The organism is Streptodolium elevatio, assembly GCF_053592165.1.
Genome location: NZ_JBSFVE010000023.1, coordinates 71366 through 86095 on the forward strand (window position 1 = coordinate 71366; position 14730 = coordinate 86095).

Annotated in this window: 16 protein-coding genes; 5 read left to right on the top strand and 11 right to left on the bottom strand. The window is 73.3% G+C overall.

What is annotated here, in order from left to right:
* Positions 1-43 precede the first annotated feature (43 nt).
* Positions 44-1999 carry a protein kinase domain-containing protein gene (locus ACWD12_RS32960; protein WP_450102633.1) on the bottom strand — a complete coding sequence of 652 codons (1956 nt, stop codon included), beginning with the start codon at positions 1997-1999 and terminating at the stop codon, positions 44-46.
* Positions 2000-2144: 145 nt separating this feature from the next.
* Entirely contained in the window at positions 2145-2921 is a 777-nt protein-coding gene (locus tag ACWD12_RS32965) for a hypothetical protein (RefSeq protein ID WP_450102634.1), read from the bottom strand.
* Positions 2922-3057: 136 nt separating this feature from the next.
* Here ACWD12_RS32965 and ACWD12_RS32970 point away from each other — a divergent pair, with 136 nt between their 5' ends.
* Positions 3058-4059 carry a metallophosphoesterase family protein gene (locus tag ACWD12_RS32970; RefSeq protein ID WP_450102635.1) on the top strand — a complete coding sequence of 334 codons (1002 nt, stop codon included), beginning with the start codon at positions 3058-3060 and terminating at the stop codon, positions 4057-4059.
* Between the two features lie 84 nt (positions 4060-4143).
* Positions 4144-5031 (top strand): SURF1 family cytochrome oxidase biogenesis protein, encoded by an 888-nt coding sequence (locus ACWD12_RS32975; protein ID WP_450102636.1) that lies wholly within the window; start codon positions 4144-4146, stop codon positions 5029-5031.
* A gap of 41 nt (positions 5032-5072) precedes the next feature.
* Here the strand turns inward: ACWD12_RS32975 and ACWD12_RS32980 are convergent, their stop codons facing one another.
* Positions 5073-5822, bottom strand: a complete 750-nt coding sequence (locus tag ACWD12_RS32980) for an SIR2 family NAD-dependent protein deacylase (RefSeq protein ID WP_450102637.1) — start codon at positions 5820-5822, stop codon at positions 5073-5075.
* 55 nt (positions 5823-5877) lie between these two features.
* On the opposite strand from ACWD12_RS32980, the gene ACWD12_RS32985 reads away from it, so the two are divergent.
* Together ACWD12_RS32985 and ACWD12_RS32990 are read left to right on the top strand one after the other, a co-directional pair.
* Positions 5878-6975 (top strand): Zn-dependent alcohol dehydrogenase, encoded by a 1098-nt coding sequence (locus tag ACWD12_RS32985; protein ID WP_450102638.1) that lies wholly within the window; start codon positions 5878-5880, stop codon positions 6973-6975.
* Between the two features lie 235 nt (positions 6976-7210).
* On the top strand, positions 7211-7996 hold the full coding sequence (locus ACWD12_RS32990; RefSeq protein WP_450102639.1) for an SDR family oxidoreductase: 786 nt from the start codon (positions 7211-7213) through the stop codon (positions 7994-7996).
* Positions 7997-8018: 22 nt separating this feature from the next.
* On the opposite strand, the gene ACWD12_RS32995 is transcribed toward ACWD12_RS32990, so the two are convergent.
* The 6 genes from ACWD12_RS32995 to ACWD12_RS33020 all read right to left on the bottom strand — a co-directional run bounded on the left by ACWD12_RS32995 (position 8019) and on the right by ACWD12_RS33020 (position 10780).
* Positions 8019-8663: a hypothetical protein gene (locus tag ACWD12_RS32995; RefSeq protein ID WP_450102640.1), complete on the bottom strand. Its 645-nt coding sequence runs from the start codon at positions 8661-8663 to the stop codon at positions 8019-8021.
* Positions 8664-8672: 9 nt separating this feature from the next.
* Positions 8673-9305: a DUF6286 domain-containing protein gene (locus ACWD12_RS33000; protein WP_450102641.1), complete on the bottom strand. Its 633-nt coding sequence runs from the start codon at positions 9303-9305 to the stop codon at positions 8673-8675.
* Positions 9302-9676, bottom strand: coding sequence for an Asp23/Gls24 family envelope stress response protein (locus tag ACWD12_RS33005; protein ID WP_358348684.1), 375 nt, complete (start codon positions 9674-9676; stop codon positions 9302-9304). The genes ACWD12_RS33000 and ACWD12_RS33005 overlap by 4 nt, the downstream gene beginning before the upstream one ends.
* A complete protein-coding gene (locus ACWD12_RS33010; protein WP_358348687.1) occupies positions 9676-9858 on the bottom strand; it encodes a DUF2273 domain-containing protein in 183 nt (60 codons plus the stop codon). Before ACWD12_RS33010 ends, ACWD12_RS33005 begins: the two co-directional genes overlap by 1 nt.
* Positions 9859-9987: 129 nt before the next feature.
* The gene (locus ACWD12_RS33015; protein WP_450102642.1) at positions 9988-10275 is read right to left on the bottom strand and encodes a hypothetical protein; all 288 of its coding nucleotides are present in this window, start codon (positions 10273-10275) and stop codon (positions 9988-9990) included.
* 16 nt (positions 10276-10291) lie between these two features.
* Positions 10292-10780: an Asp23/Gls24 family envelope stress response protein gene (locus ACWD12_RS33020; RefSeq protein ID WP_358348692.1), complete on the bottom strand. Its 489-nt coding sequence runs from the start codon at positions 10778-10780 to the stop codon at positions 10292-10294.
* 185 nt (positions 10781-10965) lie between these two features.
* Between ACWD12_RS33020 and ACWD12_RS33025 the strand changes: the two genes are divergently transcribed.
* On the top strand, positions 10966-11625 hold the full coding sequence (locus tag ACWD12_RS33025; RefSeq protein ID WP_450102643.1) for a hypothetical protein: 660 nt from the start codon (positions 10966-10968) through the stop codon (positions 11623-11625).
* Between the two features lie 124 nt (positions 11626-11749).
* Here ACWD12_RS33025 and ACWD12_RS33030 read toward each other — a convergent pair whose 3' ends face one another.
* Positions 11750-13717, bottom strand: coding sequence for an ABC transporter ATP-binding protein (locus ACWD12_RS33030; protein WP_450102672.1), 1968 nt, complete (start codon positions 13715-13717; stop codon positions 11750-11752).
* A gap of 168 nt (positions 13718-13885) precedes the next feature.
* A complete protein-coding gene (locus ACWD12_RS33035) occupies positions 13886-14656 on the bottom strand; it encodes an enoyl-CoA hydratase/isomerase family protein (RefSeq protein ID WP_450102644.1) in 771 nt (256 codons plus the stop codon).
* Positions 14657-14730 lie beyond the last annotated feature (74 nt).

Sequence of the window (14730 nt, forward strand, 5' to 3'; positions counted from 1 at the left end):
CGCTGAAACCGTACGTGTGGCGTGGTGGCCCCGATGATCGCCGTCAGGGGCGCCACGCCGCACGCATGCCCTGGATGCGGAGCAGCTGTTGGCCCAGGGCGACGACCTGGGGGTGGTGAAGGCCCAAGGCCCGCTGCTCCTCGGCGAGGAGGGGGCCGAGGAGGGATTCGGCCTGGTACGGGTCGCCCACGGCGGCCAGCAACAGGGCGATGCGCTCTCGTAGTTCGAACCCGAAGTGCAGGTCGGCGCGGTCGGCGGGGATGCGCTGGAAGGCGGCGTGCAGGGCGCGGTACTCCTGGAGCGCCTGGTGTGTCTCGCCCAGTTCCTCCAGGCAGGAGGCGACCTGACGGGCGTACTCCATCGCCTCGGGGTCGAGCGACCCTGCCGTCGCGGCGAATGTCCTTGCCAGGTACCTGAGTTCAGGCAGGGCACGGCGGAACTGGCGGTCTGCGAGGAGGGTGTCCGCGAGGGCTTGGCGCAGTTCCAGGACGACCGGGTCGTGTTCGCCGTGGCGGGCGACGGCGGCGGGGAGGGCCGCGCCCAGGACGTCCACCGCCTGCGCGAGTTGGCTCTCGCCGAGCAGGCGCGCCGCGGCATCCAGGGCCGCGGCGACGTCGAGGCCGCCCGGGTCGGGTCCGGCCGACGGTACGGCGGACCAGTCGGTGCCGCTCGCGTCGAGCGGCGAACCTCCGGCGGGCGCGGGGATGTCGGCGCGACGACCGGCACCGGCGCCGATGCCGCCGCCACCGTTTCCGGAGCCGGAGTCGGCGCGTGCGTTGGCCGCGGAGGGGCCGGCCGACACCGACCATCCCAGCGGGGACGACCCCGGCGCCGAGGCCGGCGCGGCCCCCGGCCCGGAACCGGCGGAGGCGGCCGGGGCGGAACCCGCCGAGCCGGCGCCGCCGACCGCAGGAGCGTGCGTACCCGCGTGGCCGGCCGCGGCGGCGACGCCCGCGATGATCCCCGCGGGGCCGGTCATCACGGCCGCGAGCCCGCCGGCCTCGGTACGGTCCACGGCGGCGTACCGGTCGCCGTGCGGGGGGCCGCCCTGCGCGGGCACCGACAGTGGGAACGGCTGCGGTGCGGCCGGGTGGCGCAGCGGACGGGTCGGGTCCATCGCGGAGTTCGGCGCGAGGGCGGCATCCGCGTCGCGGGCGGCCGGGGGCAGCAGCGGTACGAGCCGCCGGTACACGTCCTGTGCCGTCGCGGGCCGGTCCTCCGGCTGCTTCTCCAGCAGGTCCGCGACGAGGCGGTCGAGTCCCGAGGGCACGTCCGGGCGGTGTGTACCGATCGGCTCCGGACGGTCCGTCAGGTGGCGCTGCAGGACCGCGAGGGCCGTCGGCGCGGTGAACGGCGCGCGCCCGGCCAGCATTTCGTACATCAGGCAGCCGAGCGCGTAGAGGTCGCTGCGGGGCTCGGCGAGACCGGTGAGCGCCTGCTCCGGGGCCATGTACGCGGGTGAGCCCGGCAGCGCGCCGGTGCTCGTGAGCTTCGTCGAGTCCGGGTCGAGCACGGCCGCGACGCCGAGGTCGAGGACCTTCACCGTGCCGTCGCGCCGCACCATCACGTTGCGCGGCTTGAGGTCGCGGTGCACGACGGGGGCGGCGTGGATGGCGGCCAGGACGGAGCAGATCTGCGCCGCGACGGCGACGGCCCACTCCCACGGCACCGGGTCCTGTTCGGCGATCAGGTCCGCGAGGTCCATGCCGTCCAGCAGTTGCATGACGAGGTAGAGGTCGCCTTCGTCCATGCCCGCGTCGTACACGGTGACCAGACCGGGGTGGTCGATCCCCGCGGTGACCCGGCACTCGCGCAGGAACCGGCGTTCGAGGGTGGCCCGGTCGGTGCTGCCGCCCACCAGGTCGGACCGCAGCAGCTTGACCGCGACCCGGCGTTGCAGCGTGCGGTCGTACGCCTTCCAGACCTGGCCCATGCCGCCCCGGCCGACGGCCACGGACAGCTCGTATCGGTCGGCAATGATGCGCCCTGGTGCTGTCACGTCGGTACCGTATCGAGAGCTGGGGAAGCTGTCGCCACAGGTGAACCCGTCTGCCTCAGCGTTTCGTCCCCGGCCTCGGCCCGCCCGGTGCTCGCCCGCCGTCGGCTGCGATGTTCCGGCCCGCACCTGCACCTCCAGCTACGGGTCAGTGCGGCGCCCCGGGCCTTGCTCCCGGGTCCGCGCCGCCCTCGCGCTCACGCAGGCGTTCGCTCAGCCCTTCCAGCCGGGCTCGGGCGCGCTCGACGCGGACCGCGTCCTGCCCCGCCGCCCCCGACGCCGGAGCGGAAGCGGGCGCGGGCGACGGTACAGGCCCCGGAACGGGCGCGGGCGCCGGGGCAGAGACCGGCCCCGAGGCGGGCATCGGCACGGCCGAGGAAGTCGGCGCGCCTCCGTGGTAGTTGTGCGGTCCGCCGGGCGCGCCGTGCCACCCGTACGCCGCAATCGGCATACCGGGCCCGGTCATCGGCGTCGGAAGCGGCGGAACACCGCGGATCTCCGCGCGCGAGCCGCGCCGCGTCGTGACGAACCAGTAGACGGGCACGCCGACCCACAGTGCGATCATCACACCGGCGCCGATGTTGCCCGGCACCGACGCGATGCCCTCGACCTCGGCGCCCTCGCCGCGGTCGCGCTCGGCCTTCTCGCCCTCCGAACCGTTGATCATCAGCAGCACCAACGACGTGACCGCGAGCACTGCGGACGCGGTGAATATCGCCCACGCCTGGCGGGTCCGCCGGTGCAGGCCGAGGATCAGCAGCGGGATCCACGCCAGGAAGCCCACGGACAGGAGCGGCACCAGGGACCACGCGATGCGGATGGCAACGGCCTTGCCGCGGCTGCCGTTCGCCCCGGGGAAAGGACCCGGGTGTGCCGCTGCGGGCGGCGCCGGTGGGTACCCCGGCGGGGGCTGGGTGCCTGACATGGGTACTGCTCCTGGGCGGGGACACGGGCGTGCGGTCCCGCGCGACCGTCCCGGGACCGGACGGGCGTGGGCGGAACGGCGTTGCGTGCGGTGGATAGCTGCGGGCAGGGCAGCGTATCGGGCAATTATCGTGAGGATGAGCCGAAATCCCTACTTCGCCGCCCGGCAGCCGCGCCCGGCGGTGCCCTCGGAGACGTCCGTGCACGAGCGCGACCCCGCACAGCTCCCGGCCGGCCTGACGATCGACGTCGGATCCCCCGCCCCGTTCTCGGGTCCGGGTGCGGTGCCCGACCCCGGCAGGTTCACGTTCGCGCTCGTCTCGGACCGGACCGGTGGCGCGCAGCCAGGGGTGTTCGAACGCGGCATCGCGGCGGTCAACGCGCTCGCGCCGGACTTCGCGGTCCAGCTCGGCGACCTGGTCGAGGGCTACACGCGCGACGGGTCGGTGCTCGACGCCGAGTGGGACGAGATCGACGCGATGCTGGCGCCGCTGCGCGTGCCGATGTTCCACGTCGCGGGCAACCACGACGTGGCGAACGAGGTGATGCGGGAGCGTTGGCTGCGGCGGTACGGCGCGTTCCACTACCACTTCAGGTTCCGCGACGTGCTCTTCCTCGTGCTCAACACGCAGGATCCCGAGCGGGAGATGCCGCCGGACGACGAGGCCCGCCTGCGGGCCCGGCTCGCGGCGGCGGGCGGCGACGAGGAGCTGACCCGGCAGGCGTACGAGGAGGCGTTCGACTGGAACGGCGTGCCGGCCGCGGCCGGCCTCTCCGAGGGACAACTGGGGTACGCCGAAGAGGTGCTGCGCGCGCACGCGGACGTGCGCTGGACGTTCGTGCTCATGCACATGCCGCTGTGGCAGGGCGAGGGGCACCCGGCGTACCACCGCATCCGGGCGGCGCTCGGCGAGCGGCCGCACACGATGTTCGCCGGGCACGTGCACAACTACCAGGCCACCGAACGCGACGGGAACCGGTACATCCGGCTCGGCCCGACCGGCGGCGTCTGGGTCTTCGCCGAAGGCGCGCCCGGGAACGTGCACCACGTCACGCTGGTGACGATGGGCGCCGACGGGCCCTCCGTCGCGAACCTGGCGCTCGACGGCATCCGGACGGCCGACGGCGCACCCGTGTAGCGCGGGTGAAGGCGGTGGCGTCGGCGGTGGCGGACGGGGGTCCGGGGCCGAGGCACCCCGGGGCGCGGAGTACCGTCTTATACCGTGTACCGCTTCCTGCTGACGCCTCGCTGGCTGGCCCTCAACCTGCTGGTCGTGCTGCTCATCCCGGTCATGGTCAAGCTGGGGTTCTGGCAGCTGCACCGGTATGAGGCGAAGGCGGACCGCAACGAGAGAGTCAGCGCCAACAAGGGGCGCGACGCGGTGCCGGTCGACGACCTGTTCGCGGTCGGCCGCGATCTGACGGGTGACGACCAGTGGCGCCGGGCGAGCGCGACCGGGCGGTACGACCAGGCGCACGAGTTCCTGGTCCGGCACCGGCAGCTCGACAACGAGCTGGGCTTCTTCGTCGTGACGCCGTTCGTCACCGCGGACGGTACGGCGCTGCTGGTCAATCGCGGCTGGGTGCAGAACCCGGACAGCGCCACCGCACGGCCCGAGGTCCCGGCGGCACCGGGCGGCCAGGTGACGGTGACCGTACGCGCGCGGCCGTCCGAGACGCGCGACCGCTCCGGCATCCGCGACCGCGACGGGCTGCCCGAGGGGCAGATCATGCGCATCGACACGGATGCGTTGGCGAAGCAGCTGGGGTACCCGGTGTTCGGCGGCTACGGCCAGCTCGCCGAGCAGACCCCGGCGCCCGCCGAGGCGCCGACCGTACTGCCGCTGCCGGACGCGGAGGACACCGGCCTGAACCTCGCGTACGCCGTGCAGTGGTGGATCTTCGTGGTGGCCCTGGTCGCCATGTGGATCAAGATCATCCGTCGCGAGGCCGCGGAGCTGGAAGCCGAGCTCGCCGCGGAGTCGGACGGCGGGTCGGGCGACGGGCCGGACAGCGCGTCGAACAGCGTGGCCCTCGGCGCCGCGGCGGAGCAGCCCGAGCACTCGGAGCGCTCGGAGCGGGACCTGCCGGTCGGCCCGAAGACAGGCTGACCGCGGCCCCGCCCGAGACGCACCGCCCAGGCCCGAGGCACCTACCCCAGCCCGGCGACCAGTCCCGGAAGCACCTCGCCGATCGGCTCGCGAACAACCGCGCCCGCGACCGCGTCGTACGGCGTCGCCTCCGCGTTGACGACGACCAGCTTCGCGCCCGCCTCGACCGCCACCCGGCACAGCGACGCGGCGGGCTCGACCTGGAGCGACGACCCGATCGCCAGGAACACGTCGCACACCTGGGCGGCGATCGCCGCGCGCTCCAGGACGCGCCGCTCCAGCATCTGGCCGAACATGATCGTCGCGGTCTTCTGGATGCCGCCGCAGTTCTCGCAGGCGGGGTCGGGCTCGCCCGCCTCGATGCGGGCCAGGTTCTCGTCCAGGGTCGTGCGCGCACCGCACCGGGTGCACAGCACGGAGAACATCGTGCCGTGCAGCTCGATGACCTTTTCCTCGCTGTTGCCCGCCCGCACGTGCAGGCCGTCGACGTTCTGCGTGATCAGGCCGCGGAGCCGCCCGGCGCGTTCGATCTCGACGAGCGCGCGGTGCCCCGCGTTGGGCTGCGCGTGGCGGACCGGGTTGTCCCGGCGCAGCAGCCACGAGCGGCGGCGGATGTCCGGGTCCGCCATGTACGTGTCGTACTGCACCAGCTTCTCGGCGTCGGGGTCCTTGGTCCAGACACCCTGCGGACCCCGGTAATCGGGGATCCCCGAGTCGGTGGAGATACCGGCACCGGTCAGCACCGTGATGGAATCGGAGGCCCGGATCCAGTCCCGGACGGCGGCGTTCATGCCATCGAGCGTAGCCACCGCGCGGATCTGACGACACGTCGTTAACGGAGGGGCCATGGTGCTGGCAGCGGTACTGCACGGGGTCGGGGAACCGGTCCGCGTCGAGGAGATCGACCTGCCCGCCCCCGGGCCGGGCCAGGTACGGGTGCGCGTGGCCGCCTCGGGGGTGTGCCACTCGGACCTCTCCCTCGCGGACGGCACGCTCGACCAGGCGTTCCCGGTCGTCCTGGGGCACGAGGGCGCGGGCACGGTGCTCGCGGTCGGCGAGGGCGTGACGCACGTCGCCGAGGGCGACCCGGTCCTGCTGATCTGGGCCCCGGCGTGCGGCGAGTGCTGGTGGTGCGAGCACGCCGAGCCGCACCTGTGTGTGAAGGCCCTCGACGCGGCGCGCACGCCGTACGCCGCACTCGCCTCCGACGGCCGCGAGGTCCTGCCGGGGCTGGGGACGGCGACGTTCGCCGAGGAGACCGTCGTCCCCGCGGCCGGCGTCGTCAAGCTGCCCGACGGCACGCGTCCGGGGGCGGGCCTGGAGGAGGCGGCGCTGCTCGGCTGCGCGGTCACCACCGGAACCGGGGCGGTGTGGAACACCGCTCAGGTGGCGGCGGGGAACACGGTCGCGGTGATCGGGCTCGGCGGCGTCGGCCTGTCGGCGGTGCAGGGCGCGCGCGTGGCCGGTGCCTCCGCTGTGATCGTGGTCGATCCGGACGAGGGCAAGCGCAAGCTGGCGCTGTCGATGGGCGCCACCGAGGCCCTGGAGCCGGCGCCGGACCTCGCCAAGCGCGTACGCGCGCTGACCGGCGGCCGGGGCGTCGACCACGCCTTCGAGTGTGTCGGGCGCGCGGCGACGATCCGTGCGGCGTGGGGCCTGACGCGGCGCGGCGGCATGACGACGATCGTCGGGGTCGGCGCGAAGGACGACATGGTGGAGTTCAGCGCGCTCGAACTGTTCCATTTCGCCCGGACGATGACCGGTTGCGTCTACGGGTCGACCGACCCGGTCCGGGACGTGCCGCGCCTCGTCGAGCACGTGGCCGCCGGGCGGGTCGACCTGGGTGCGCTGGTCACGGACCGGATCGGACTCGACGGCGTCAACGACGCGTTCGCGGCGATGCGGGCGGGACGCGGGGCGCGGGCCCTGGTGATCCCGGGCTGACACGCCGGCGCGCGTTCGGGCCGACACGTCGACGCAAGCCTTCGGCCGGCGCAAGCCGTTGGCCAGCGCAAGCCGTGGGCCGACAGGTGCCGGCGCGAGCCGTCGGGCGGACGCGTGTCGGCGCAAACCGTCTGGTGGGGACCGCGCGTCCGATCGGATTATCCGGCTTTTCGGGTCGCGACCTCACCGGCACGGGGCAGTGACGCGCCATGGTTCGGAGCGGGAGGATGGCCGCATGGATCTTGGACTTCGTGATCGCGTGTACCTCGTCACCGGCGCCACCCGCGGCCTCGGCCTTGCCACCGCCCGGGCCCTCGTCGACGACGGCGCCCGGGTGGTGGTCACCGGCCGCGGCGAGGAGAGCGTGGCGAAGGCCGCCGCCGAACTCGGCGGTGCCCCGAACGCCATCGGCATCGCGGCCGACAACGCCGACTCGGGCACCGCCGAGCGCCTGGTCGCCGCCACCGTCAGCCGCTTCGGGCGGATCGACGGCGTCCTGGTGAGCGTCGGCGGGCCACCCGCCGGCACGGTCATGGGCACCGACGACGACCAGTGGCGCGACGGGTTCGAGTCGGTCTTCCTGGGCGCCGTACGCCTCGCCCGCGCCGCCGCCAACGCGATGGGCGACCGCAGCGCCCAGGGCTCGGCGGACGAAGGCGTCATCGGGTTCGTCCTGTCGATGTCGGTACGTCAGCCGATCGGCGGCCTCGCCGTCTCCAACGGCCTGCGCCCCGGACTCGCGATGGCCGCCAAGGCCCTTGCCGACGAACTCGGCCCGCGCGGCATCCGCGTCGTCGGCCTGCTCCCGGCCCGCATCGACACCGACCGGGTACGCGAACTCGACGCGCTCTCCGGCGACGCCGCGGCCGCCCGCGCCCGGCAGGAGCAGTCCATCCCGCTGGGCCGCTACGGCACGCCGGAGGAGTTCGGCCGCGTGGCCGCGTTCCTGCTGTCGCCGGCCGCCTCGTACGTCACCGGCACGATGGTCCCGCTCGACGGCGGTGCCCTGCGCGGCCTGTAGCCGCGCGCCCCGGCGCGCCGCGTCAGTCGAGGTGGCGCTTCGGCAGGCCCTTGGCGCTGCGCAGCTCCACGACGACCGGAAGACGGTGCAACTCGACGGCGTCGCGGCCGTGTTCGAGGACGTCCTCATGGATGGCGTCGAGCACGGCGCGCGGTTCGGCGCCCGCTTCGGTACGCACCGCGAGCTTCAGCACCGGACCGTGGCGGCGGCGTACGAGGCGCGCGTGGACGTCCTCGATGTCGCGCTCGCGCGCCAGGTCGTCGGCGATCGCGTCGGCGAGCGCGTAGCCGTTCACCGTGATGGTGTCGGCGTCGTCGCCGACCAGGCCGAAGCCGGTGCCGAGCCCGGACGGGCCGCCGCCGGCGTCCTCGGACGTGTCGGCCACCCGGATGACCCGCACCGGGCGGCGGCGGAACTGCGCGAGGAACCACCACAGGCAGATGGCCAGGACCGCGCCGGGCACGCCGAAGGCGACCCACCACCACCAGTCGTGGTCGACCAGGCGCTCGGTCTGGCTCTCGGTGATCAGCGGCTTGTGGGGCGTGTGCAGCACGTCCCCGAGCGTGCCCTGGAACCACCCGCGCGAACGCGCGGTGACCGCCAGGCCGCCCACGAGCAGGCCGAGGCCCACGATGGTCAGCAGGATCCGGTTCGCGACACGGCGCATGAGTGCCCGTCACCTTCCACTGGCGGGCTGGAGTCGTACGTCGACGCGCGGCACACGCGCGAGCAGCAGCGCGTCGGCGCGCTCGCGCAGCGCGGTCTCCAGCTCGTCATGCAGTTCGTCGGGGTCGCGGAAGTGGTAGTCCACGCGCATCACGGCCTTGCGCCGAGTGACGCGGACCCGCGCGTCGAGCACCCCGGTGGACATCAGTGCGGTGTGCCTCAGCAGATTGGACGCGGTGCCGCGCGTCATGTACGCCGTGATGTCCGGCCCGACCGGTTTCAACGGCAGCAGGTGCCGGCGCCCCGGCGTCCAGGCGAGGAGCAGCAGCCACAGGCCGACGACCGCGGCGACGACACCGCCGACCCACACCCACTTCTCGGTCCACTCGTGGGTCTGCACCCAGTCCAGGACGTCGTACGCCCACTGCGGCGTGCGCTCGAGCCGGGCCGCGATGCCGAAGAACAGCAGCACCCCGGCGATCCCGCCGACGCCGAGGGCGGTCAGTGCCGCCACGAAGCCGCGCGGCGACCACGCCCGGCGCGGCTTGCGGTAGTCCTCGGCCCCGATCCCGAAGGCGCCACCGCCGGTTTCCGGGCCGGAAGGGTCGGCCGGCTTCTCCGGCGGTGCGTCGAGCACACTCACTGCACGCGCCTCCTGCCCTTGCCGATCCTGGTCATACGCGCCACCACGACGTCGATGCGGACCACCGGCATCCCGGTGAGGCGCTCGACGTCGGAACGTACGCGCTGCCGCACGGTGCCCGCCATCTCCTTCACCTGTCCGGGGTAAGGCACGTCCAGGTCGAGGCGGACCGTCGCATGGTCGTTGCGCAGCTTCACTCCCGCTTTTGGCTCCCGCAGCTTCGTCTCCGGCGCGGCGGCCCCGGTCGCCTCCCGGGCGGCCCGCGCGGCGATCTTCTCGACCACGCGTTCGCCGATGCGCAGCGAGCCGCGCTCGGCCGGCGGTGCGGGCGGCTCCAGGTGGGAGGGGCCGTCAACGCGCGAATGCCCCATCAGCGGCGCCGGCCGCGCGACGAGAACAGCTCGCTCAGATCGAGGTCGCCGTCGAAGTAGCGGCCGGCCAGGAACCCGACCGCGCCGAGCGCGGCGACGAGGAGAAACGCCCCGAACCCGCCGATCGCCGCGGCCAGGCCCAGGGCCATGCCGACCAGCAGGCCCACGATGGGTGTGCTCATGACTACCTACTCCTCGCAGGTGAAGGGACCGCGTTCGGTCGTCCTCGGTTCGCCTTCGATTCGCCTTCTGTCACATCGTTCGCATCGTTCGCATCGGTCATGTCGGTCCCGTCGCCGCGTCCGCCGCGTTCACCGCACCCGCGGGTTCTGCTTTCGCCGGTGCCGTTCCATGATCGCCCGCCACATCTGCGCGGGCAGGGACCCACGCCGGTAGACGGTCGTTTCGGATGCCGGCGGCGGCGGCCGCTTGCCGCCGTCAGGCCCCGCTCCCCCAGGGGAGAGCAGGGCCCGGTAGCGCACGAGCCCGGCGGCGAACTCCGTGGGGTCGCCCCCTCGGTCCGGATGCCGAGTCTTGACGAACTCCCGGTATTCCCGCATCAGTTCACGGCGTTCCAGGTCACTCGGATCCGTTGTCATCACCGGGCCGCCCGATTCACTGAAGCTGGCGTTCCTTGTCGTCTTCGTGCTCGATGTGGATGTCGTCGACGGCGATGTTCACCTCGACGACCTCGAGCGCGGTCATGCGTTCGACCGACGAGATGACGTTCTCCCGCACGGCCGCCGCGAGTTCGGCGATCGGGACACCGTATTCGACGACGATCGCCAGATCCACGGCGCACTGCTTCTCGCCAACCTCGACGCTGACGCCCTGGGCGACGTTGGGCTTGCCGCCCGGGACGCGCTGGCGTACGGCCGCGAACGCGCGCGCGGCACCGCTGCCGAGCGCGTACACGCCGGAGATGTCGCGTGCGGCGATCCCGGCGATCTTGGCGACGACGCCGTCCGCGATCGAGGTGCGGCCGCGGTCGGAACTGAGGCGCGCCACTTCGGTGCCGCTGGAACGCTGCTGTCCCGGCACGCGCTCCGCCCCCTCTTTCTCCACCGCCTGCGATCCACTCCGTTGGGCCGTCGTGTCCGGCATAGACGCACTTCCCTTCGCCATAGGATTCTTCTCCCCCGGTGTTCGATCCTGCACATGCCCTATCTACGGATCGCCACACCTGTACCAGGGTATGAGCAGAACGCCCCTGAGACGGGGATCGAACCACTGTCCCGCGCGGCGTGGACAGCGGACGGACCATGCGGTGCGGACGAAGCGGCGGGCGTATGAACAAGCAGGACAAAAGCACGGCGGAGACCGGGATGCCGACCGCGGCGGAGCTGCTGGCGGCGACGGACGCGGAGTCCGCGACGGTGTCGCGGACGGTGGCGGAGGACGCCGCCGGACGGGCGAAGGGCGGCGGGCTCGCGGCGTTCGGCGCGGCGGTCGGGCTGACCGAGGCGCCGGACGCGCGAGCGTTGCGCGACGCCGCCGACGCGGAGCCCGGCGTACGTTCCCGGAGCTGCCTGATCCGCACCGACGACGACACCGGCGAGACGACGGTGACCATCTCGGTGGCGATCGCGTACGGCCTCGCGCTGCATGCGGTGGCCGAGCGGGTACGCGAACGCGTCGCCGCGGCAGCGGTCGACGTGCTCGGCGTCGAGCCGCTCCCGAAACCCGCCGCCGGCAAAGCCGCGACGAAGACCGCTGCCGCGGCGAAGTCCCCGGCCCGCACCACCAAGGCGAAGTCGTCGGCGAAGTCCGGTGCGGGCGGCGGCGCGCTGCGCGTCGACGTCAAGGTGGTGTGGCTCGACGAACCGGCCCCGGTAGCGGCCCCTGCGGCACTACCCGCGGCCGCACCACGCGCCACGCCGCGCGCGACACCGCCCGCGGCGTCGGCGCCGAAGACCCGGGCAAAGGCGAAGCCGAAGCCCCGGTCCTGACGGACCCGCCGCGCCGCTCCGCGCCCTGGCCGGCACGGCCCGAGTACGCGCCAACCGCCCACACGCGCGATTCGCCCGTCCGGGCGAACCTGCTCGTCCGGGCGAGTCTGCTCGTCCGGACGAATCAGCCCGCGATCGCCGCCGGTTCGCCGTCGTCGACGCCGCGCACCGGCCCCGCGCCGTCGGCGTCCACGTCCGCTTCCGCGACCGCGCCCATCCGGGTGACCGTGTCCCCGTCGCGGAACTGACGGTGGTAGAGGTCGGCGTACATCCCGCCCAGGGCCAGGAGTTCCTCGTGCCGCCCGCGCTCGACGATGCGGCCGTCGTCGACCACGAGGATCTGGTCGGCGTCCCGCACGGTCGAGAGCCGGTGGGCGATCACCAGTGCGGTACGCCCGCGCAGCGCATTGGCGAGCGCCCGCTGCACCGCCGCTTCAGACTCCGAGTCCAGGTGCGCGGTCGCCTCGTCCAGGACCACCACGCGCGGCGCCTTCAGCAGCAGGCGCGCGATGGCGAGCCGCTGCTTCTCGCCGCCCGAGAGGCGGTGGCCGCGCTCGCCGACGACGGTGTCCAGGCCGTCGGGCAGGTTCGCCACGAGTTCGAGGATGTTCGCGTCGCGCAGCGCCTGCCACAGTTCGGGCTCGGTGGCGTCGGGGCGCGCGTACAGCAGGTTGCCGCGGATCGAGTCGTGGAACATGTGCGAGTCCTGCGTCACGACGCCGACCGCGTCCCGCAGCGACTCCAGGGTCACGTCGCGTACGTCGTGCCCGCCGATGCGCACGGCGCCCGCGGTCGTGTCGTACAGCCGGCCGACCAGGCTGGTAATCGTCGTCTTGCCGGCGCCGGACGGCCCGACCAGGGCGATCATCTGGCCGGGCTCGGCGGTGAAGGAGACGTCGTGCAGGACCTGTCCGCCGTGGGCGCGGTCCAGGACGGCCACCGATTCGAGTGAGGCCAGGGAGACTTCGTCGGCCGCCGGGTAGTGGAAGCCGACGTGGTCGAACTCGACGCGGGCGGCGTCCGCGGGCAGCGGTGCCGCGCCGTCCTTGTCCGCGACCATCGGGTCGAGGTCCAGGACCTCGAAGACGCGCTCGAAGCTGACCAGCGCGGTCATGACGTCGACGCGCACGTTGGCGAGTGCGGTGAGCGGGCCGTAGAGGCGGCCGAGCAGGACGGTGAGCGCGACGAGCGTGCCGACGCTGAGCTTGCCGTCGACCGCCAGGTGGCCGCCGATGAGGTAGACCAGGGCGGTGGCGAGTGCCGCCACCAGGGTGAGAGCCGTGGCGAAGACGCGGTTGACCAGCGCGATGCGGATGCCGATGTCGCGCACCCGGCCCGCGCGGGCGGCGAAGACGTCGTCCTCCTCCTCGGGGCGGCCGAAGATCTTCGCGAGCATCGCGCCGGACACGTTGAAGCGCTCGGTCATGACCGTGGACATCTCGGCGTTGAGCTGCATCTGCTCGCGCGTGAGGGCCTGGAGGCGGCGTCCGATCCACTTCGCCGGGATGACGAACAGCGGCAGCAGCACCAGCGAGACGAGGGTGATCTCCCAGGCCAGGTAGAACATCGTGCCCGCGACCAGCACCAGGCTGACGACGTTGGAGACGGTGCCCGCGAGGGTCGAGGTGAAGGCGCGCTGCGCGGCCAGGACGTCGTTGTTGAGTCGCGAGATCAGCGCGCCGGTCTGCGTACGCGTGAAGAACGCCACGGGCATGCGCTGCACGTGGGCGAACACCTGGGTGCGCAGGGCGTAGATCGAGCCCTCGCCGATCCGCGCGGAGTACCAGCGTTCGACGAGGCCCGCGGCCGCGGCGGCGACGGCGATGCCCGCGACCACGAGTGCGAGCGTGGTGACCAAGCCGGCGTCGTGGCCGAGGACGCCGTCGTCCACGATGCGCTGGGCGAGCAGCGGCGGCACGACCATCAGGACCGCGCCGATGACGACGAGGACGAGGTACGCGGCAATTTGCCCGCGGAAGGGCTTCGCGAAGGCACCTACGCGGCGTACGGTCCCCGGGGCGAGCTTCTGCTTGACGACGGAGCCGTCACGGGACCAGGAACGCGGGGAAACCCCCAGAGAGCCACCGGGCATCATGCGTTGTCATTCCCCCTTGAGGGCACGTCGGCAAACGAGTCGACCCACTCAACGCGCGGCCGGGGGAAATCCTTCCGGGGAAGGCAAGGCGGGGGTACGGGCGGGTACGGGGTAGGCACGTACCAGGCACCACTCCCCGTTGACCCCGCGTCAACTCCCCCGCGGTTACTCGCCCTTGCCCAGCAGGTCCCGAAGGCGGCGCCCCTGGGCCTCACGCTCGGCGGCACGCTGCTCGTCGTACGACCGCGCGGCCGCACCGAGCAGCAGGGCCTTGGTCTCGACCACCGCGTCGCGCGGGGCCTGGGTGAGGGCCTGGGCCAGCTCCAGTGCCGCGTCGTCGAGCGCCGCACGCGGTACGACGCTCGTCGCGATGCCCAGCGCCGCCGCCTCCTCGGCGCCCACCCGGCGTCCGGTCACGCAGATCTCCAGCGCCCGCGAATATCCGACGAGGTCCACGAGCGGCTTGGTGCCGGCCAGGTCGGGGACCAGCCCGAGCGAGGTCTCCAGCATGGAGAACTGCACGTCGTCGGCGCACACCCGCAGGTCGCACGCGAGGGCCAGTTGGAACCCGGCCCCCACCGCGTGGCCCTGCACCGCCGCGATGGAGACCAGGTCCGGGCGCCGCCACCAGGTGAACGCCTCCTGGAATCCGGAGATGGCCGCGTCGAGACCGGCCTCGTCCTGTTCGGCCAGGTCGGCGAGCGCGGCCTCGCCGGGAACTCCTCCGCCGCCCGGGAACAGACGGCGGTCGAGACCCGCCGAGAAGGAGGCGCCCTCGCCCCGGAGCACAACCGCGCGGACGTCTCCGGGCAGCGAGCGCCCGATCCCGGCAAGCTCCCGCCACATGGCGGGCGTCTGCGCGTTGCGCCGGTCCGGATTGGCCAGGGTCACCACGGCGAGCGGACCCGTCTGTTCCAGACGGACGTACTCCGACATGCTCTACCTCCACGTGAGGGGTGGTTCCGGGCCGGACGGCGGACCGGGTGCACCGAGATCGGCCACCCGGCCTG

Excerpts from the sequence above, each read along its gene's own strand:
- ACWD12_RS33030 (WP_450102672.1), bottom strand. The coding sequence starts at position 13,717 with ATGCCCGGTGGCTCTCTGGGGGTTTCCCCGCGTTCCTGGTCCCGTGAC.
- ACWD12_RS33025 (WP_450102643.1), top strand. The coding sequence starts at position 10,966 with ATGAACAAGCAGGACAAAAGCACGGCGGAGACCGGGATGCCGACCGCG.
- ACWD12_RS33010 (WP_358348687.1), bottom strand. The coding sequence starts at position 9,858 with ATGAGCACACCCATCGTGGGCCTGCTGGTCGGCATGGCCCTGGGCCTG.
- ACWD12_RS32985 (WP_450102638.1), top strand. The coding sequence starts at position 5,878 with ATGGTGCTGGCAGCGGTACTGCACGGGGTCGGGGAACCGGTCCGCGTC.
- ACWD12_RS32980 (WP_450102637.1), bottom strand. The coding sequence starts at position 5,822 with ATGAACGCCGCCGTCCGGGACTGGATCCGGGCCTCCGATTCCATCACG.
- ACWD12_RS32995 (WP_450102640.1), bottom strand. The coding sequence starts at position 8,663 with ATGCGCCGTGTCGCGAACCGGATCCTGCTGACCATCGTGGGCCTCGGC.
- ACWD12_RS33015 (WP_450102642.1), bottom strand. The coding sequence starts at position 10,275 with ATGACAACGGATCCGAGTGACCTGGAACGCCGTGAACTGATGCGGGAA.
- ACWD12_RS33005 (WP_358348684.1), bottom strand. The coding sequence starts at position 9,676 with ATGGGGCATTCGCGCGTTGACGGCCCCTCCCACCTGGAGCCGCCCGCA.
- ACWD12_RS32965 (WP_450102634.1), bottom strand. The coding sequence starts at position 2,921 with ATGTCAGGCACCCAGCCCCCGCCGGGGTACCCACCGGCGCCGCCCGCA.
- ACWD12_RS32990 (WP_450102639.1), top strand. The coding sequence starts at position 7,211 with ATGGATCTTGGACTTCGTGATCGCGTGTACCTCGTCACCGGCGCCACC.
- ACWD12_RS32970 (WP_450102635.1), top strand. The coding sequence starts at position 3,058 with ATGAGCCGAAATCCCTACTTCGCCGCCCGGCAGCCGCGCCCGGCGGTG.
- ACWD12_RS33020 (WP_358348692.1), bottom strand. The coding sequence starts at position 10,780 with ATGCCGGACACGACGGCCCAACGGAGTGGATCGCAGGCGGTGGAGAAA.
- ACWD12_RS33035 (WP_450102644.1), bottom strand. The coding sequence starts at position 14,656 with ATGTCGGAGTACGTCCGTCTGGAACAGACGGGTCCGCTCGCCGTGGTG.